The organism is Leifsonia shinshuensis (genome assembly GCF_022606355.1).
Lineage (GTDB): Bacteria > Actinomycetota > Actinomycetes > Actinomycetales > Microbacteriaceae > Leifsonia > Leifsonia shinshuensis_B.
In genome coordinates, this window is record NZ_JAHHZQ010000003.1 from 677,664 (window position 1) to 696,913 (window position 19,250).

General features: G+C 70.2%; 17 protein-coding genes. 8 read left to right on the plus strand and 9 right to left on the minus strand.

The annotated features are described in order from the left end of the window. Window positions 1-21: 21 nt before the first annotated feature. The 4 genes from KNO15_RS14720 to KNO15_RS14735 form a co-directional block, all read right to left on the minus strand. A complete protein-coding gene (locus tag KNO15_RS14720) occupies window positions 22-942 on the minus strand; it encodes a class I fructose-bisphosphate aldolase (protein WP_241704520.1) in 921 nt (306 codons plus the stop codon). After that, window positions 929-1,921 carry a 5-dehydro-2-deoxygluconokinase gene (gene iolC / locus KNO15_RS14725; protein ID WP_241704521.1) on the minus strand — a complete coding sequence of 331 codons (993 nt, stop codon included), beginning with the start codon at window positions 1,919-1,921 and terminating at the stop codon, window positions 929-931. The genes KNO15_RS14720 and iolC overlap by 14 nt, the downstream gene beginning before the upstream one ends. A 136-nt stretch (window positions 1,922-2,057) precedes the next feature. Beyond that, window positions 2,058-2,897, minus strand: a complete 840-nt coding sequence (locus KNO15_RS14730; protein WP_241704522.1) for an NmrA/HSCARG family protein — start codon at window positions 2,895-2,897, stop codon at window positions 2,058-2,060. 125 nt (window positions 2,898-3,022) lie between these two features. Next, on the minus strand, window positions 3,023-3,913 hold the full coding sequence (locus tag KNO15_RS14735; protein WP_241704523.1) for a helix-turn-helix domain-containing protein: 891 nt from the start codon (window positions 3,911-3,913) through the stop codon (window positions 3,023-3,025). A 134-nt stretch (window positions 3,914-4,047) separates the two neighbouring features. Here KNO15_RS14735 and KNO15_RS14740 point away from each other — a divergent pair, with 134 nt between their 5' ends. Then, entirely contained in the window at window positions 4,048-5,094 is a 1,047-nt protein-coding gene (locus KNO15_RS14740) for an NAD-dependent epimerase/dehydratase family protein (protein ID WP_241704524.1), read from the plus strand. Between the two features lie 55 nt (window positions 5,095-5,149). Here KNO15_RS14740 and KNO15_RS14745 read toward each other — a convergent pair whose 3' ends face one another. The 3 genes from KNO15_RS14745 to KNO15_RS14755 all read right to left on the minus strand — a co-directional run bounded on the left by KNO15_RS14745 (window position 5,150) and on the right by KNO15_RS14755 (window position 7,990). Then, on the minus strand, window positions 5,150-5,965 hold the full coding sequence (locus tag KNO15_RS14745; protein ID WP_241704525.1) for an ABC transporter permease: 816 nt from the start codon (window positions 5,963-5,965) through the stop codon (window positions 5,150-5,152). Further along, a complete protein-coding gene (locus tag KNO15_RS14750; RefSeq protein WP_241704526.1) occupies window positions 5,962-6,858 on the minus strand; it encodes an ABC transporter ATP-binding protein in 897 nt (298 codons plus the stop codon). The genes KNO15_RS14745 and KNO15_RS14750 overlap by 4 nt, the downstream gene beginning before the upstream one ends. Window positions 6,859-6,955: 97 nt before the next feature. Next, a complete protein-coding gene (locus KNO15_RS14755) occupies window positions 6,956-7,990 on the minus strand; it encodes a LacI family DNA-binding transcriptional regulator (protein ID WP_241704527.1) in 1,035 nt (344 codons plus the stop codon). 148 nt (window positions 7,991-8,138) lie between these two features. Between KNO15_RS14755 and KNO15_RS14760 the strand changes: the two genes are divergently transcribed. From KNO15_RS14760 to KNO15_RS14785, 6 genes are all read left to right on the plus strand, one after another. Continuing rightward, window positions 8,139-9,434 carry an extracellular solute-binding protein gene (locus KNO15_RS14760; protein ID WP_241704528.1) on the plus strand — a complete coding sequence of 432 codons (1,296 nt, stop codon included), beginning with the start codon at window positions 8,139-8,141 and terminating at the stop codon, window positions 9,432-9,434. A 96-nt stretch (window positions 9,435-9,530) separates the two neighbouring features. After that, entirely contained in the window at window positions 9,531-10,493 is a 963-nt protein-coding gene (locus tag KNO15_RS14765) for a carbohydrate ABC transporter permease (protein ID WP_241704529.1), read from the plus strand. Continuing rightward, window positions 10,490-11,344 carry a carbohydrate ABC transporter permease gene (locus KNO15_RS14770; protein ID WP_241704530.1) on the plus strand — a complete coding sequence of 285 codons (855 nt, stop codon included), beginning with the start codon at window positions 10,490-10,492 and terminating at the stop codon, window positions 11,342-11,344. The genes KNO15_RS14765 and KNO15_RS14770 overlap by 4 nt, the downstream gene beginning before the upstream one ends. Beyond that, on the plus strand, window positions 11,341-13,155 hold the full coding sequence (locus KNO15_RS14775; RefSeq protein ID WP_241704531.1) for a glycoside hydrolase family 35 protein: 1,815 nt from the start codon (window positions 11,341-11,343) through the stop codon (window positions 13,153-13,155). The genes KNO15_RS14770 and KNO15_RS14775 overlap by 4 nt, the downstream gene beginning before the upstream one ends. A 52-nt stretch (window positions 13,156-13,207) precedes the next feature. Beyond that, on the plus strand, window positions 13,208-13,696 hold the full coding sequence (locus tag KNO15_RS14780; protein ID WP_241704532.1) for a MarR family winged helix-turn-helix transcriptional regulator: 489 nt from the start codon (window positions 13,208-13,210) through the stop codon (window positions 13,694-13,696). A gap of 75 nt (window positions 13,697-13,771) precedes the next feature. Next, entirely contained in the window at window positions 13,772-15,178 is a 1,407-nt protein-coding gene (locus KNO15_RS14785; RefSeq protein WP_241704533.1) for an MATE family efflux transporter, read from the plus strand. Between the two features lie 55 nt (window positions 15,179-15,233). Here the strand turns inward: KNO15_RS14785 and KNO15_RS14790 are convergent, their stop codons facing one another. Next, complete coding sequence (locus KNO15_RS14790) at window positions 15,234-15,653, minus strand: hypothetical protein (protein ID WP_241704534.1); 420 nt, start codon at window positions 15,651-15,653, stop codon at window positions 15,234-15,236. Window positions 15,654-15,734: 81 nt separating this feature from the next. Then, complete coding sequence (locus KNO15_RS14795; RefSeq protein ID WP_241704535.1) at window positions 15,735-15,998, minus strand: DUF1905 domain-containing protein; 264 nt, start codon at window positions 15,996-15,998, stop codon at window positions 15,735-15,737. Between the two features lie 332 nt (window positions 15,999-16,330). Between KNO15_RS14795 and KNO15_RS14800 the strand changes: the two genes are divergently transcribed. After that, window positions 16,331-19,207, plus strand: coding sequence for an alkaline phosphatase family protein (locus tag KNO15_RS14800; protein WP_241704536.1), 2,877 nt, complete (start codon window positions 16,331-16,333; stop codon window positions 19,205-19,207). Window positions 19,208-19,250: the final 43 nt, after the last annotated feature.

The following is a 19,250-nucleotide window of genomic DNA, read 5'->3' on the forward strand; positions in this document are numbered from 1 at the left end:
TTAGCGGTGCGGCGGGCCGGGTCAGCGGCCGTGGACGAGCGAGGCGGCGATGTCGACGGCCTGGCCGACGTCCCCGTCTTTCGGATAGAGGAGCGTACGCCCGACGACGAGGCCGTGGACGCCGGGCAGCGCGAGCGCGGACTCCCACGACGCGAACGTCTCCTCGGGCGCCGCTTCGGAGTCTCCCCCGAGCAGCAGCGTCGGCAGCGTGGTCGCCGCCATGACGCGCTCCATCTCGGGGACGACCGGCAGCTTGAGCCAGGTGTAGGCCGACGACGCGCCGAGACCCGACGCGATCGCGACCGACTGGATGACGGCGTCTGGCGTCAGGTCGTTGACGATCGTGCCGTCGTTCCAGCGGCTCAGGAACGGCTCGAGAAGGATCGGGAGGCGTTCCCGCGCAGCGGCGGTGACGGCGGAGGCGGTCGCCTCCAGCGTGCGGGCGGTCCCGACGTCGTCGAGGTTAACGCGCAGGAGCAGCTTGGCGGCGTCGACGCCGTCGCGCACCATGGCGTCGACGTCGTAGCCGGTGTAGCGGTCGTCCATCTCGAAGACCGCGCCGCGGAGGCCGCCGCGATTCATCGAGCCGACCGCGATCTTGTCGTCGAGCACGCCCAGCAGGGCCAGGTCGTCGATGATGTCGGGCGTGCCCAGCACGCCGTCGACGCCGGGGCGCGAGAGCGCGAGGGCGAGTCGCTGCAGGAGGTCGTAGCGGTCGGCCATCGCCATCGGGTCGCTTCCGACGCCCAGCGCACCGCGCGCCGGGTGGTCGGCGGCCACGATGAACAGCCGGCCGTCGCCCCGCACGAGCGGGCGGCGGACACGTGCGGCGAGCGCCGCCTGAACGTCGCCCGGGCTGGAGTGCCGCCGGGCGCGGAGCCGGGCGAAGGCGTCGGCGTCGATGAGCGGTGCGGAGCCGGCGATGAGGTCAGCTGCGGACATTCTGGAGCTCCTTCAGCACGGATTCGACCTCGGCGGTCGTCGGCATGGCGGTGGAGCACTCGCGGCGCGTCGCGACGATCGCTCCCGCGATGTTGGCGAAACGGATGACCCGCTCGAGCGACCAGTCCTGCAGCAGGCCATAGCAGAGCGCGCCGCCGAAACCGTCGCCGGCGCCGAGGCCGTTGACGACCTCCACGAAGTAGGGCGGCACCTCCACCGTCTCGTCCCTCGTCTTCGCGAGGACACCGCGCGGACCCTGCTTGACGATCGCGAGCTCGACGCCGCGCTCGAGCAGGGCGTCGGCGGCGCGCACCGGCTCGGTCTCGCCCACGGCGATCTCGCACTCCTCACGGTTTCCGACGGCCACGGTGACCCGATCGAGCGCCTTCTCGACCTCGGCCGTCGCCGCGGCGCCGCTCGGCCAGAACATCGGCCGGTAATCGAGGTCGAGGATGGTCAGCTGCTGCCGGCCCCTGGCCTCCCACGCCACGTGGTGCGCAGTGCGGCTGGGGTCGCGTGAGAGCCCGGTGACCGTCGACCAGTAGATTCGCGCGCGACTGATCGCGTCGAGGTCGAGATCGCCGGGCGTGATCGCGAGGTCGGGCGCGATCGGGTCGCGGTAGAAGTACAGCGGAAAGTCGTCGGGAGGGAAGATCTCGCAGAACGTCACCGGGGTCTTGAGCGTCTCGACAGTGCCGACGAAGCGGTCGTCGACGCCGAGGCGACGCAGCTCGCGGTGGGCGTACCGGCCGAAGGGATCATCACCGGTGGCCGTGATCACGGCCGATCGGAGGCCGTGCCGGGCTGCCGCGATCGACACGTTGGTCGCGCTGCCGCCGAGATACTTGCCGAAGGTCTCGACGTCTTCGAGGCCCACCCCGTCTTGCAGGGGGTAGAGGTCGACGCCGATCCGCCCGATGGTGATCAGGTCGAACGGCGCCCCCTGCTCGAAAGGCAGGCCCGGACTGTCGTTCGTCATCTCGTGGAACTCCTTCGTCGCGGCCGTTCTGGCTCGCTGGTCAACTCTACACCTTATGTTCTATCAAACTGACATCATCGGCAAGCGTCAGCACGGGGAGGTGGTGGCATGGCGGCGCACCTTCACCCCGTCGGAGTCAGCGCCGGGCGACCAGCCACTCGGCGAAGGTGAGCACCTGCGGGTCGAGCGCCGCGGTCGCCGCGAAGTCGGCCTGGTACGCCGGCAGCGTGGAGAACCAGCGGAACATCGACCCGCGGTCGTCGTCGAGCGCATCCACGGGCAGTTGCTCGAAACGCGTCGGCACTCCGGTCGCCGCGCTGATCTGCGCGACGATCTGCTCGAGCGTGAGCTCGTCGCCCGCGATCTCGACGGCCGTACCCGCGGAGCCGGCGGGGTCGGTCGCGAGCGCGGCGACGACGCGACCGACATCGACGACGGCGATGAGCTGCAGAGGCACGGTCCCCGGCATCGGCATGCGCACGACCGCCTCCTCGGCGCCCTCCGGAGGGAGCTGGTATGCGAGGTTCTCCATGAAGAACACCGGCCGTACGAACGCGTGCGGCAGCCTTGTCGCCTCCAGCGCCTCCTCGACCCGGCGCTTGCTCTCGAAGTGCGGGATGCCGGTGTCGCGCTCCGCCCCGCCGACCGAGGAGTGCACGACGAACGGCACGTCGGCGTCACGGGCCGCCTCGACGAGGACGAGCCCGCGGCGCGTCTCGCCGCGAGGGCCGTCCTCCCCCGAGAACGTGGTCATCAGCGACAGCGCGGAGATCCCCTCGAGGGCGGCACGCGTGGCCACGGGGTCCTCCGCGTCGGCGACCACGACCTCCACGCCCCGCGCGGCGAGCGCCCTCGCCCGGTCGGAGCCGGCATCGCGGGTGAGCGCCCGCACGGCCGCACCCCGCTCGAGCAGCGCGTCGACGACAGCGCCGCCCTGCTTGCCGGTCGCGCCGACCACGGCGATCAGGTCTGACATCGTGGAGGACTCTGGAAATCGAACCAGACAGGTCGCCCCGATAGGCGAGTCCCCCTCGGACTCCCTCAGCATACGCCGACGCCGTGTCTGACGGCCGATGCGGCGCGGCACGCGAGGCGCAGCGGTCAGCGAGCGCTCGCGCTGTGCGGCAGGCCGGTCTCCGGCGTCGTGCCGGTCGCCGCCCACCCGGCCGGTTCGGTGGCCGACAGCGTCGCCAGCAGCCCGATCCGCTCCGCATCCTCCGCCGTCGCCGCGTGGTAGAGCACCAGCACGATGGCGTCGGTGCCGGTGATCTGGAGCTTCTCGCGGTGAACGGTCAGCGCGCCGACCTGCGGATGTTGGAACGTGAGAGTGGCCCCCTGCCGCTCGCGCACGTCGTGGCGGCTCCACAGCCGGCGGAAGAGGGGGCTGGCGATCGACAGTTCGCCGACCAGCTCGACCACCCGGGGATCGTCGGCGTCCGCGCCGACGGAGCGGCGGAAACCGGCGATCAGCACCGCGGATGCGGCCTCCCAGTCGGGGAAGAGCGCCTGCTCCTCCGCGTCGAGGAAGACGTCGCGCAGGCGGTTGCGACCGGCCACCAGCCGGGGCGACAGGGCGGTGGCGAGCGTGTTCGCCGCCAGCACGTCGAGCGAGCGACCTTCGACGAACGCCGGGAAGGGCAGCTGCGGCAGCAGCGCCGCCATGCTCGCGGGCACCGTCTCCGTTCGCGCGCGCCTCGGACGCCGCGGCGACCGCTCGGCTGTCACGAGTCCGAGCAGGTGGTCCGTCGCCTCCTCGTCGAGCTGCAGCACTCGCGCGATCGACCGGAGCACCTGGCCGGACGGGTTGCGGTCGCGGCCCTGCTCCAGACGCAGGTAGTACTCGGCGCTGATGCCCGACAGCATCGCGACCTCCTCGCGCCGCAGCCCCGCGACGCGCCGGGTGCCGAGCACCGGGATGCCGAGGGTCTCCGGCGCGACCAGCTCGCGCCGGGCGCGCAGGAACTCCCCCAGCAGGTTCTGATCGTCGGTCATGACGCCAACGGTACCCATGAGCGCGACCGCCCTGGCTGTCCCTCCCACTACCAGTGTGGACAGGGGCTGGCTGAGGCGCGCCTGTGGAGTAACGATCGAAGGACGGCATCCGACACATCCCGAAAGGACGGACCATGCCCCGTCAGCCCAGCTCCCGTCGAATCGTCCTCGTCACCGGCGGCTCCGGCTTCATCGCCGGGCACATCATCCGGCAGCTCCTCGACAGCGGGCACGAGGTGCGCGCCACGCTCCGGTCCCTCGATCGGGAGGAGGCCACCCGTTCGCGTCTGCGAGCGGCCGGCATGACCCACGAGGAGTCGCTCTCGTTCGTGGCCGCCGACCTCCTGGGCGACGCCGGCTGGACGGAGGCCGTCAGCGGAGTGGAGGGCGTGCTGCACGTCGCCTCCCCCGTGCGACCGGGTGCGGTCGACGACGAGGACGACGTGATCGTCCCGGCGCGGAAGGGCACGGTACGGGTGGTGCGGGCGGCACGCGAGGCCGGTGTTCCGCGGGTGGTGCTGACGTCGGCGTTCCACGCGGTCGGCTTCGGGCATCCGCCCCTCGACCGCGCGTTCACCGAGGACGACTGGTCACCGCTCGACGGCCCTGGCATGGACGCATACGGCCGGAGCAAGGTTCTGGCCGAGCGCGCGGCCTGGGAGGCCGTGGCCGGGCAGGGCCGCACCGAGCTCGTCGCCATGCTGCCTGTCGCGGTCGTCGGCCCGCTGATCGGAGGCGGGATCTCCGGGGCCAACCACCTCGTGCGGCGCGTCCTCACCGGCGGGCTGCCGGCCTATCCCGACTTCGCCGTGCCGTTCGTCGACGTGCGCGATGTCGCCGCCGCGCACATCGCGGCGCTGACCGCGGACCGTGCGGGCGGCGAGCGGTTCCTGCTCTCCGCCCAGGAGGACGCCGTCCCGCTCGCCGAGGTGGGCGCGGCGCTGCGCGAGAGGCTCGGCGACCGTGCCGACCGGGTTCCGCCGCCCACCGCGCTGCTTCCGGACGCCGCCGTGCGCGCGGCGGCGGAGGCCGACCCGGGCATGCGGCCGATGGCGGCCGAGCTCGGCTACCGCAAGAAGGTCTCGACAGAGAAGGCGCGCCGACTGCTCGGCTTCTCCCCGCGACCGTGGCAGGAGGCGGTCACCGCTGCCGCCGAGAGCATGCTCGCCGCGGGCGCGTAGCCCACCCGCGCTTTCCGCCTACCCCGCCACGGCCGCACTCGCCGGAGGTCAGCGCTCAGCGGCCGTCTTTGCGGATCCAGCGGAAGGTGAGGCGGCAGGCGATCAGACCGGCCACCAGCCAGATCAGCAGCACCACCGCGATCCAGCCGAGCTGCCAGCTGCCGCTCGGCTCCGCCGACTCGAAGCCCGCAGGCAGGAACACGCTGCGCATGCCCTGCGCGATCCACTTGAGCGGGAATAGGCTCGCGATGTTCTGCAGCCAGGTCGGCAGCAGGTTGAACGCCAGGTACACGCCCGAGATGAACTGCAGCACCAGCACGATCGGGATGATCACCGCCGTGGCGCTCTTGCCCGTTCGCGGCACCGCCGACAGCGCGATGCCGAGCACGGCGGAGGTCACGATCCCGAGCGCGTAGATCCAGGCGAATCGCAGCCAGAGCGCCGGGTCGGTCGGCAGCGCGACGCCGAAGGCCACGCGGGCCATCAGCAGGAGCAGGCCGATCTGGAGGATGCTCGTGGCGATGACCTGCCCCATCTTGCCGAGGAAGTACGACACGACCGGCAGTGGCGTCCCGCCCAGCCGCTTGAGCGTCCCGTCGCTCTTCTCCACGGCGATGTCGACGGCGAGGTTCTGCACACCGCTGAGCAGGATGCCCGCGGCGATCATCCCGGGCAGGTAGTACGCGGCCTGGGAGATCCCTCCGCTGCCGTCGGGTGCGGCGCCGACCTTGCCGAGCCCCTGGAAGGCGACGGAGAAGATCCCGAGCATGACGACGGGGAACAGGAACGTGAAGAAGATCGTGTCCGACTGCCGGAAGTACACGAGCACCTCGTAGCGGATGCGCGACCAGCCCAGGGCGACGGAGGTCATGCCGCGACCTCCTCTGCACCGGCACCGGTGCCCGCCCGTTCGTCGGCCTCCCGGACCAGCGCGAGATAGATGTCCTCGAGGCTCGGCCGGATGACCTCCAGGTCACGTGGCTCGCCGCCGAGCTCGGCCGTCAGCCGGGCGACCAGCGCACCCGGCGCCTCGGTGCGCTCGTCGTGCGGCGCACCGGTCGCGTCGCGCCAGCGGACGATCGGGACGCGCGCCGCCGACCCGCCGATCTCGTCGACGGCGCCGATGTCGAGCAGCGAGCCGTGGGCGATGACCGCCGCCCGGTCGCTCAGCTGGGCCGCCTCGTCGAGATAGTGGGTGGTGAGGAGGATGGTCGTCCCCTCCCGCTTCAGGGAGCGCACCAGCTCCCAGAACTGGCGCCGCGCCTCCGGGTCGAAGCCGGTGGTCGGCTCGTCGAGGAAGAGCAGCTCCGGCCGGCCGATCACGCCGAGCGCGACGTCCAGCCTGCGGCGCTGGCCGCCGGAGAGGTTGCGGATGCGCGTCTTCGCCTTCTCCTCCAGCCCGACGGAGACGATGACCTCCTCGACGTCCCGGCTGTTCGGGTAGTAGCGGGCGAACTGGGTGAGCTGTTCGCGCACCGTCACGTTCGCGGCCTCCGAACCGGACTGGAGCACGATGCCGAGCCGCGCCTTCCACGCGGTGCCGGCCTTGCCGGGATCTTCACCGAGCACGCTCACGTCGCCGCCGTCGCGGTCGCGGTACCCCTCGAGGATCTCGATCGTCGTGCTCTTGCCTGCGCCGTTCGGCCCGAGCAGCGCGAACGTCTCGCCATCGGCGATCTCGAAATCGACGCCGCGCACGGCTTCGAACGAGCCGTACGACTTGCGGAGCCCGCGGACAACCACAGCGGGAGGGCGAACACTCATGCGCTCATCATCCCGCGCGTCGCCGCTCGGCCGCAGCAGCGCCGGGCGCGAGGCGGGACCGTCGGGGAGCGTTCCGCCATGTCATCGATAACATCCGTCAGCGCACCGGCGCGGGCCCGGTGGACGCGCGCACGACGAGCACCGGCTCGACGGAGGCCGGCGCCAGCGTCGTCTGCGGGTCGGCGATGTAGCGCAGCAGGTGCTCCACGGCGAGGCGGCCCATGTCGCCGAAGGGCTGCGCGACGGTCGTCAGCGACGGCGAGCAGTACTCCGCGAGGGTGATGTCGTCGACGCCGACCACCGAGATGTCCTCCGGCACGCGCCTCCCGAGCTCGTGGAACGCGCGGATGACGCCGAACGCCATCTCGTCGCTCGAGACGAAGACCGCGGTGACCTCGGGGATGCGCGCCAGGATCAGCCCGTTGTGATAGCCCGAGGCCGGCGACCAGTCGCCCTTCAGCTCCGGAGGAGGAGTGACCCCCGCCGCCTCGAGAGTGCTGCGCCAGCCCTCGCTGCGGCTCACGGCATCCAGCCACTCGGCCGGTCCGGAGACGTGCCACACGGTCTCGTGGCCGAGGTCGAGCAGGTGCTGGGTGGCCAGGCGCGCGGCCTGGGACTGGTCGACGGCGACGATCTCGGTCGTCGAGGTGCGAGAGCCGTCGATGGTGATCGTCGGGATCGCCGTGGTCAGCTCTTCGATGCGCTTGGTCACCTGGATGAGCGGCAGCGCGAGCACGATGCCGTCGACGCCCTGGTCGGCCAGCCGCGACATCGCCTCCTCCACCGCGGCGGGCTCCAGCGACGGACTGGTGGCGGAGCTCACCGCGTAGCCGGCGTCGCGGGCGGCCTCCTCGACCCCGAGGGTCACGGCCGTGCGCGAATAGAAGCCGGTCTGCAGCAGCACGATGCCGATCGTCCTGCTGTGACCGGACGACAGCATCCGTGCGGCGTTGTTCATGCGATAGCCGAGCTGCTCGACGGCGGCGAGCACCTTCGCGCGCGTCTTCTCCTGCACATTGGGATGGCCGCTGAGCGCACGGGAGACCGTCTGCGCTGAGACGCCGGCGACCCGTGCGACGTCGGCCATGCCGGGCGGCTTCGCCGACGCGTCTCGTTCCTGGGTGCTCGACATGAAGCCATGCTAGCGCGCGCATCGCCGAACACACGCGGATTCGCGGTGTTCGCTCTCTCGAACGAGAATCGCAATTGTTATCGGTATCATTCTGTGCGAGACTCTCCTCCTGAACCCAATGAGGGTGTCTGCGATCAAAGGAGAGGCAGTGAAGAAGTCAGCAGCAATCCGCCTGGCGGGCGCGGCGGGGGCGGTCGCCCTCGGCATCATGGGCTTGACCGGCTGTTCCGGAGGGTCCGGCACCTCGTCCGAGCCCGCCGCCGTGACGTTCTGGGGCTGGGCCCCCGGATACGCCGACGCGGTGAAGGCGTTCAACACCTCGCACAAGGACGTGAAGGTCACCTACCAGGAAGTGCAGCCGGGCTCCAAGGGCGGCTACCAGAAGATGCTCAACGCGGTCACCGCCGGCAACGCGCCGTGCCTCGCGCAGGTCGGCTACGAGACCCTCCCGAGCTTCGCCGCCCAGGGAGCACTCGAAGACGTCGCGTCCACCGCGAAGGCCGACGAGAAGGACTTCCAGCCCGCCGCCTGGAAATCGGTCACCATCGGCGACGCCGTCTACGGAGCACCCGTCGACACCGGCCCCATGGGGCTGTTCTACAACAAGCAGCTGTTCGACTCGCTCGGGCTGAGCGCGCCGACCACCTGGGCGGAGTACAAGGCCGACGCCGAGAAGATCCACGCGTCCGACCCGACCAAATTCATCTCCTCCCCCTACCTCGACTACGACTACGCCGGCCTCGCCTGGCAGACCGGGGCCGCGTGGTTCGGTGTCGACGGCGACGCCTGGAAGGTCAGCCTGGCCTCCGACGCCAACCTGAAGATCGCGGACTACTGGCAGGGACTCGTCTCCGAGGGCCTGATCAGCAGCGCCCCGATGTACGACCAGGCCTGGTACACGGGTCTCGGCAACGGGAGCATCGCCACTGTGGTCGGCGCGGTCTGGCAGGCGGGCGTCATCAAGGGCGGCGCGGCCGACGGCTCCGGCAAGTGGGCCGTCGAACCGATGCCCCAGTGGTCCGCCGGCGACGACCAGGTCGGCAACGCCGGAGGCTCGGCGACCGCCGTGCTCAAGGGCTGCTCCGACCCCAAGGCCGCGTGGGAGTTCGCGCACTGGCTGAGCACCGACAAGACCACCTTCGACATGCTGGTGAAGAAGGCCGGACTCTACCCTGCTGCGACCGGGCTCGCCGACCTCCCGGCGCTCACCGAGGGCGACGCGTACTTCGGCGGCCAGAAGATCTTCGATGTGTTCGCGAAGGCGGCGCCGAAGGTCAACCCCGACTGGACCTGGGGACCGGTCATGACGAAGACCGCAGCCGACCTCGACGACGGGCTGGGCAAGGCCTGGTCTGGTCAGGGGACGATCGCCGACGCGCTGAAGACGGCGCAAGACAAGACGATCGCCGAACTGAAGAAGCAGGGTCTGAAGGTCAGCCAGTAGCGACCTCCCGGACCGGGATGCGGCGGTCGACCCCGAGTGGACCGCCGCATCCCGCCGCACAACGCACCACGAACGCCCGCAGGAGAGAAGGAACCCGTGACCGACCTGGCCGTCGCCGAACCCCCGGCGACCTCAGCGGCGAGACCCGCCGGCCCGCGCGCGCAGCGAAAGCCGCGCCGCTGGATCGGGTGGCGGGCGCCGCTGCTCTTCCTCGGGCCGTTCGTCGTGCTGTTCGCGGCGATGAACATCGCCCCGATCGTCTACGCGTTCGTGAGCAGCCTGTTCACGGTGAAGCGGTCGGGTCTCGGCCTCACCGCACCGGAACAGGTCTTCGATCCGATCGCGAACTACCTGCACGCCTTCAGCGACTCCGACTTCGTCGCGTCGCTCGGCCGGGTCCTCCTGTTCGGTGTGGTGCAGGTTCCGGTCATGCTCGGCCTCGCCCTGGCGCTCGCGCTGCTCATCGACTCGAAGTCGGCGCGAGGCAAGGGCTTCTTCCGGCTGTCGAGCTTCCTCCCCTACGCGATCCCCGGCGTGAGCGCTGCGCTCGTCTGGTCGTTCATGTACTCGACCACCTCGAGCCCGATCAACCACCTCCTGGAGCCGATCGGCATCCAACTGCCGTTCTTCGACGACGGCACGGTGCTCTGGTCGGTGGCGAACATCGTCACCTGGAGCTGGACCGGGTACAACATGATCATCATCTACGCGGCCCTGCAGTCCATCCCGGCCGAGGTGCTGGAGGCCGCCAGACTCGACGGCGCGTCCGCCTTCCGCACCGCCTGGAGCGTCAAGATCCCGATGGTGCGCAGCGCGATCGTGCTCACCGCCGTCTTCTCGATCATCGGCTCGGCGCAGCTCTACAACGAACCGACGGTGCTCCAACCCATCTCTGGCGGCTCCATCCCGTCGACCTTCACCCCCATCATGTCGGCCCAGGCCGCCGTCGGCGCGGGCAACTACCCCTACGCCGCCGCCCAGTCGGTCATCCTCGCGGTGCTCGTCGGCGTGATCTCGTTCGTCTTCTTCCGACTCACCAGCAAAGGGGACGCGGCGTGACCCTCCTCAGCCCGCGGCGCGACACGACACCGCTCAGCCGAACCATCGTGACGGTGCTGCTCGCCGTCTCGACCGTCTACTTCCTCTTCCCGCTCTGGTGGCTGCTGGTGTCGGCGACCAAGCCGTTCGGCGAGCAGTTCTCGGGCAACGGCCTGTGGTTCGACGGCTTCGGGCTGTTCGACAACCTCGCCAGGCTCACCGCCCAGAACAACGGCATCTTCTGGCAGTGGATGCTCAACAGCCTGATCTACTGCGGACTCGGCGCCGCGATCGGCACCCTGCTGTCGGCGATGGGCGGCTATGCGCTGGCCAAGTACGACTTCCCGGGACGCGGCGCGCTGTTCGGGCTGATCCTCGCGGCCGTGCTGGTGCCGAAGATCCTGTTCACCCTGCCGCTCTATCTGATGTTCTCGGGAGTCCACCTGATCGACAACCCGCTCGCCGTGCTGCTGCCGAGCGTCGTCAGCCCGTTCGGCGTGTACCTGGCCCGGGTCTTCGCCGCCCAGTCGGTGCCGGACGAGGTGATCGAGGCCGGCAGGCTCGACGGCGCGGGCGAGTTCCGCATCTTCCGCGCGATCTCGACCCGGATGATGCTGCCGGCCCTCGTGACGATCTTCCTCTTCCAGTTCGTCGAGATCTGGAACAACTACCTCCTCCCCGCGATGGTGCTGGGCGACGACCGCCTGCAGCCGGTGACCGTGGGACTCGTCGGCTGGAACGCCAGCCATGTCGCAGTCCCCCCGCCGCTGGTGGTGATCGGCTCGCTCGTCTCGATCGTGCCTCTGGTCATCGCGTTCCTCGCCCTGCAGCGGTTCTGGCGCGCCGGGATGACCGCGGGAGCCGTGAAGTGACGCTGACGGCGACCTCCGCTCTGCTGACGTTCGACGACGGGCGACTGTTCCGCGACGGCGTGCCGCACCAGGTGCTGTCGGGCTCGCTGCACTACTTCCGGGTGCATCCCGCGCAGTGGCGCGACCGGCTGGAGCGGCTCGCGGCCCTCGGGCTCAACACGGTCGACACCTATGTCGCTTGGAACTTCCACCAGGGCCGCCCGGACCGTGCGGCCTCCTTCGAGGGCTGGCGGGATCTCGAGGCCTTCGTCACGATCGCGGGCGAGCTCGGACTCGACGTCATCGTGCGTCCGGGTCCGTACATCTGCGCCGAGTGGGACAACGGAGGCCTGCCCGCCTGGCTCACGGCGATCGTGGGAACGCGTGCCCGCACCTCCGACCCGACCTATCTCGCCGCCGTCGCAGCCTGGTTCGACGACCTCATGCCGCGGCTGGCCGCCCTCCAGGCGTCCAACGGCGGACCGATCGTCGCCTTCCAGGTCGAGAACGAGTACGGCAGTTATGGCGACGACGCTTCGTACCTGGCCTGGCTGCGCGAGGCGCTGGTCGACCGCGGTGCGTCCGAGCTGCTCTACACGGCGGACGGTCCCACCGATCTGATGCTCGACGGCGGCTCCCTCCCCGGCACGCTCGCGACCGCGACGTTCGGCTCCCGCGCGGCAGACGCGTTCCGGCTGCTGCGCTCCCGCCGCGCGGACGAGCCGCTCCTGTGCGCGGAGTTCTGGAACGGCTGGTTCGATCACTGGGGCGAGCGGCACCACGTGCGCTCGGTGCCGAGCGCCGACGCGACGCTGGGCGACATCCTCGACGCCGGAGGGTCGGTCAGCCTCTACATGGCGCACGGGGGAACGAACTTCGGGCTGTGGGCCGGCGCCAACCACGACGGGAGGTTGCAGCCGACGATCACGAGCTACGACTCCGACGCGCCGATCGCCGAGCACGGGGCCGTCACCGCCAAGTTCCACGCGTTCCGGTCGCGATTCGTGGCGGCGGGAGGTCGGGAGCTCCCCGTTCCCGCCGACCCGGTGATCCTCCCGGCGCGCAGCATCCCGGTCGTCCGGGGCTCCGGGCTGCTCCCGGCGCTCGGCTCGATCGCGCCGCGCGGTGCGCGCCCGACGCCTCCGAGCTTCGAAGAGCTGGGCATCGCCTCAGGTCTCGTGCTCTACGCCGCGACGCCCCGCGTGCCGCTGGGCGAGCTCGAGCTCAGCGTTCGAGGGCTGCACGACCGGGCGCAGGTCTTCGTCGACGGGGAGCCGATCGGCGTGCTCGACGGCGACGGCTCGCTGCCCGTGCGGGGAACGGGGACGCGGGTCGACCTCCGGATCCTTGTGGAGAACCAGGGCCGCATCAACTACGGGCCGCTGCTCGGACAGGGCAAGGGGATCCTGGGCGGGGTGCAGCTCGGGCGCCGGCTCGTGCACGGCTGGACGACGACGCCGCTGCCGCTCGACGAGTGGTCGGCGGCGGAGCTGGGAGCGCTGGCGTCGGGCGGCGCGACGGGCGCTGCCGGCGCGGCCGACGATGCGGCGGCGGGCTTCTCGACGGCGGGCTTCGTACTCGGCGACGGCGAGCCGGCGGATGCCTTCCTCGCTCTGCCCGGCTTCGGCAAGGGGTTCGTGTGGGTGAACGGATTCCTGCTCGGCCGCTACTGGGAGGTGGGGCCGCAGTCGACGCTGTATGTGCCTGCTCCCGTGCTCGAGGTCGGCGTGAACACCGTCACGGTGCTGGAGCTGCTGCACTCGGGCACGCACCTCGCGTTCCGCGACCGGCCGGAGCTCGGCCCTCCCGAAGAGTACGTCGAGACCTTCTGACCGCTCGGCGATCCGGTTGACAGTTTGAGTTCTAACTATTAGAGTTCTAACTATGACATCGAGGATCGACCGGTTGACCGAGCTCGTCCGCAGCGTCGCCTTCGCCGGGCGCGCGGCGGCCGAGGAGTGGGTGCGCGACAGCGGGCTCACCCGGCAGCAGGCGTTCACGCTCGGCTACCTCGAGCAGAACCAGGATCGCGACGTGATCGCCCGCGAACTGGCCGAGATGTCCGGCACCACCGCCGCCAGTGTCACCAGCCTCCTGCAGGGGCTGGAGGAGCGCGGCTACGTCACACGCACCTCGTCACCGAACGACGCCCGCATCAAGATCGTCCGCGTCACCGCGGAAGGAGCGCGGGTCGTCGCCGGCTTCGACGAGTCGATGGCGGCCGAGCAGCGCAAGCTGTTCGACGCCCTCGACGAGAACGAGCAGGATCAGCTGATCGCGCTGCTCGAACGCGTGGTCGACGCCGATCCGTCCGCCACAGCTCCTTCCGGAGGCGGACCGTCCCGCACAGCGCCACCCTCCGGCCGCCGCTAGTCGGCTGCCACCGGCGCACTCCGCACCCTCACTTCTTCTCTCATCGAAAGCCGTTCACGGAACGGAGGCCCCGTCATGTCCTCGAACCGCCACTATCTCTCGTCCGCGCCGATCTGGCGCTCGCTGGTCCACCTGTGTGTGCCCATGATCGCCGGCTTCTCAGTCGGCAGCGTCTACAACATCATCAACGCCGGCTTCGTCGGCTCGCTGCACTCCACCCCGCTGCTCGCAGCGCTCACCTTCTCCCTGCCGGTGTTCGCCCTCCTGATGGCGATCGGCGGCGTCTTCGGCGTCGGCGGCGGCACGTACGTGTCCCGCCTGCTCGGCTCGCAGGATCAGGAGGGCGCCGACACCGCCGCGTCCGCGGCGCGCATCAAGCAGGTCTCGTCGTTCACTCTGTGGGGCGCCCTCATCGCCGGCGCGGTGATCGGCGTCGTCGGACTGATCTTCGCCACTCCCCTGGCCATCGCCGTCGGCGCCTCGGGCGCGTCCGTCGCCCCGACCGCGCTCTACATCGGCGCGATGTTCGCCTTCACACCGGTGTACGTCGCCGCGTTCGCGCTGGAGCAGCTGGTCAGGGCGGAGGGCGCGGCCGTGGCCTCCATGACCGGGCTGATCGCGTCCACCATCGCGAACCTCCTGTTCGACGTGCTGTTCATCCTGGTACTCGGCTGGGGCGTGCTCGGCGCGGGCATCGCGCTCGGGCTGTCCAACCTGGTCACCGTCGGCTACTACGTCTGGTGGCTGACGGCGCGCAGCGAGACGATCTCGCTGGCACCGCGGCACTTCCGCGCCGATCGGGAGATGCTGACCTCGGTGTTCGGCGTCGGCGTCTCCGAGCTGCTGATGTCGTCGTTCCTGATCGTCACCACGCTGGTCATGAACTGGATCGCGATCGGCTACGGCGCGTCCCTGCTGGCCGCGATGGGTGTGGCCCTGCGGATCTCGCAGCTGCCCGAGATGATCTGCATGGGCGTCTTCATGGGTGCGATCCCACTGCTGGCCTACGCGTTCGGAGCACGGGACCACGCCAGGCTGACGAAGGCGATCACCGGATGCGCGATCGCCATCGCGGGGATCACCGCGGTCTTCTCGACCATCGTGTTCCTGTTCCGCGACCAGGTGTTCGCACTGTTCAGCGCCGACCCGTCGGTCATCGCCGACGGCACGCTCATCCTGACGGCCATGCTCGTCTCGACCCTGTTCAACGGGTTCACCGGGCTGATCATCGCGGTCTTCCAGGCCACCGAGCAGATGCGGAACGCCACCATCATGTCGGTCGCGCAGGGCGTGCTGTTCATCCCGATCGTGCTGCTGGGCAACGCGGTGTTCGGGATGGCCGGCGTGATCTGGTCGATGACCGTCACCGAGGCGCTGTGCTTCGCCGCGGGCGCCCTGCTCTTCGCCCGCTCCCGCCGCGCGCTGAACGCCCCCTCCCCCGAGGCCGCCGCCCAGGCCGAGGCCGCCCTCACCGCCGCCTGACAGCCGCCGAGACGTGAGTATTCGCGGGAATCCGAGGTCGGATTCCCGCGAATACTCACATCTCGGGGTGGGTGAGGGCCGATCGCACGTCGTCGCGGTCGAGGTGGTTGCGCTCCAGCCAGCGCTCGAAGCCGGCGACGGTCGCGACCGGCGGCGTTGTCTCGAAGCGGAGGCCGGCATCCGTGAGGCGGGTCCGGAGCTGCTCCCGGATGCGGGAACCTCGCAGGAGGGCGAGCGGGCTGGCGTACGCGACGGCGAGGGCGAGCAGCAGCAGCACCCAGCCGAACCCGGACGTCATGTCCAGCGGGACGCCGAGGATCGCGATCCCGACCGCTGACGCGGCCATGACCGCGGTCACGACCACGAGAGCTCGCGCCAGGACGGACGCGGCCGCGATGCGCGAGCCCAGCACCTCGCCGACGAGAGGCGCCCACGCCGACGCACCGCGTCGCGGCGTGCGCTGCTGCCTCATCACGGCACGAATCTAGTCGAGAGGTGACATGTTGTCGCCCCTCGCACCGAGAGGTGACATGTTGTCGCCCCTCGCGGGCGGGGCTCAGCGGTCGGGGTCGACGACCAGCTCCACCTCGATCTCGTCGCCCGCGCCGCGGCCGGTCTTCTTGCGGGTGTCGGCGTTGAACGAGACCAGGTAGCGACCTCCCATCACGCCGATCGTCGTCGCGTAGCTGTAACCGCCATCAATGGTTACGACGACGGGGACGCGCTTGCCGCGATCGAAGGCGAGCACGACCTCCTCGGGCACCACGATGCCGACGTTGTTGCCGCCGGTGGACTCGAGCACAGTGCGGAAGACGGCCATCGGACCTCCAGCGTCGGGGTGGTGCGCGGGTGGGACGGGGCGAGCCTACTCCCGCACCACCCTGAGAGTCCGTACAGACCCGTCGGCCGGCGCTCGGCGGGCGTTCACCTTCGGTTCCCGCCTCCCACCAGGGATGCCGCCCGCCGACACGCCGTGCCGTCGCCGCGACCGTAACCGTCGATTCATGAACCGTTTGGTTGACCCCCTCACGGGGGCCACACCAGTCTCGACCCTGTGACCTCCCTCTGAGGTCGCTCAACCGGTCGACACACCCTCGCATCGTGCCACCGGTCTGCCTTCTCACCACATCACCTCGGGAAAGGTCTCGGCAGATGAACGGCAACATCCCCCGACGCTCCACACTCACCACACGACAGCGCGTCCTAGCGGTCACCGCGACCGCCTGCGCGCTCGCCCTCCTCGGCGGCGGGATCGCCGCCGCCTCGACGATCGGCTTCGGCGACCAGCAGGTCGGCCAGAACTACCCGAACGGCGAGCAGGTCTCCGACAACCAGGTGATCCAGCCCGTCGGCACCCGCCTGATGACGCCGTTCGGAAAGCTGATGGGGTCCACCGTGAGCCCCGACGGCCGCTACCTCGTCGGCACGAGCACCGATCGCTCGGTCGACCTGCAGGTCTTCGACCTCGACTCGTACCAGCCCGTCGCCGCAGCCGGCACGCTCGCGGCCGCGTCGTTCGCGACCGCGGCCTCCAATGCGGGTTACGGCGCCATGAAGTACCTCAAGATCAGCGACGGCACCGTCGGGCAGGAGGGCCCCGTCTTCTCCCCCGACGGCAAGTTCCTGTTCGAGCCGGTCGCGACAGGGATCGTCCGCTACCCGTTCAACCCGGACGGCTCGCTCGGCGCCGGCACGAAGATCGCCATCCCGAACTCCGCAGCAGGCCAGCAGGCGCTGACCGCCGGGATGACGTTCTCGGCCGACGGCTCCACGCTGTACGCCGCGGTCAACGGCCAGAACACCGTCGTCGCGATCGACCCGGTCGCCGGCACGATCACGCAGACCTTCGCGGTCGGCATCGCGCCGCGCCAGCTGACCTTCGTCGGCTCGCACCTCTTCGTGTCGAACGAGGGAGGCCGCCAGGCGGTCGCCGGCGACACCACGATGGGCTCCTACGGCACCGCGGTCCCGGCCGACACGAACCTCGGCACCAGCACGACGGGCACCGTCAGCGTCATCGACACCGCGAACCAGGCGAGCGCCGTCGGGACGATCCCGGTGCAGCTGCACCCCACCGCGATGCACCTCGACGGCACGACGCTGTACGTGGCCAACACCAACAGCGACACCGTCTCGGTCGTCGACACCCGCACCGACCGTGTCGTGCAGACGTTCGCGACCCAGCCGTGGGCCTCCTCGACGACCGGCTACGAGCCGACCGCGATCACCCAGCAGGGCGACCACCTGCTCGTCTCGCTCGGCCGCGCCAACGCCATCGCGGTCTACAAGATCGACCGCAAGGACCCGCGCGACCCGGCGAGCTTCATCGGACTCCTTCCGACCGACTACTTCCCGGAGAACGTCACCGCGGTGAAGGGCAGCATCGTCGTCACCAACACGCGGGGTATCGACGCACGCGGCCCGCTGCTGACCTTCACCAAGGGCCAGGGCACCACCCCGGCGACCGGGCACGGCACCCACTCCACGACGGCCTCGCTCACGAAGTTCACGCTGCCGGACGACAAGAAGATCCAGAAGTACACCGCGACCGTCTTCGCCCAGAACGGCTGGACCAGGAGCCCGCTCCAGAGCCAGGGAGACCAGGGCGAGAACCAGGACGGTCAGGGTCAGGACCAGCAGGCCAACGCCATCCCGAAGCGGATCGGCGAGCCGTCTCCGATCAAGCACGTGTTCCTCCTGGTCAAGGAGAACCGCAGCTACGACCAGTTGTACGGCGACATGAAGCAGGGCAACGGCGATCCGACGCTGACGCAGTTCGGCGCCAAGGTCACGCCGAACCAGCACGCCCTCGCCACCCAGTTCGGGCTGTACGACAACACCTACGACATCGGCACGAACTCGGCCGAAGGCCACAACTGGCTGATGCAGGGCGACAACCCGGCGTACACCGAGACCAGCGCCGGCGAGTACACCCGCTCGTACGACACCGAGGAGGATGTGCTCGGCCACCAGCGTTCCGGCTTCCTGTGGACGTCGGTGCAGTCCGCGGGCAAGACGGCGAAGAACTTCGGCGAGTTCGAGTACGGCGAGGGCAAGCCGGCCGGGGCGACCTGGCAGCAGTACTACTGCACGGCGCAGGGCGTGATGGCGGGCGGGAACCCGTCGACCCTGTTCGACCCGTCGCTCCAGTTGCACGCGAGCTCGGCCATCCCGTCGCTGAACGCGATCACCGACCCGAACGCTGCGCCGTTCGACCTCGCGGTGCCGGACATCTACCGGTACGAGACCTGGAAGCAGGACTTCGAGAAGAACGGTCCGTCGAACCTCAACATGGTCTGGCTCTCGAGCGACCACACCGGAGGCACGGCCGACCCGGAGGCGCAGGTCGCCGACAACGACCTCGCGGTCGGGAAGATCGTGGACGAGATCTCGCACTCCCGGTACTGGAAGGACTCGGCCATCTTCGTGGCGGAGGACGACACCCAGGACGGCGCCGACCACGTCGACGGCCACCGCGCGCCCATCCAGGTGATCAGCCCGTACGCCGCCCACGGCAAGACCGTGAGCACGTTCTACTCGCAGATCAACCTGGTCCGCACCATCGAGCAGATCCTCGGCGCCCAGCCGATGAACCAGAAGCTCGCCGCGGCGACGCCGATGACCGATGCGTTCACGAACAAGCCCGACCTGACCCCCTACGCCGCGGTGCCCAACCAGGTGCCGCTGACGGAGGGCGTCGTCACCGCACCCGCGTGCGGCTACGACACGATGGGCGCGACCGGGCCCGCCGCCACGGCGATCAACGCGGCCGCGGCGAAGGCAGCGGAGGTCCCGGCGGCCGAGCAGGCGACGGCGGCGAAGTGGCAGAAGTGGGCGGGGAAGCAGCACTTCACCGGAACCGCCGGCCACCCCGCCATCCCCGACTACGACAACCCGCTGCTCATGAACCGATGGACCTGGTACCAGACGCACCACTGGACCTCGCCCTACCCGGGCGACGCGAAGATCTACGGCCCGGACGACGTGCCCGGGATCGCCCCGGGGTCGACGAACCACGACGACCAGTGACCTCCGCACGCTGAGCTCCTGACGCCGAGGAGCACGCAGACGC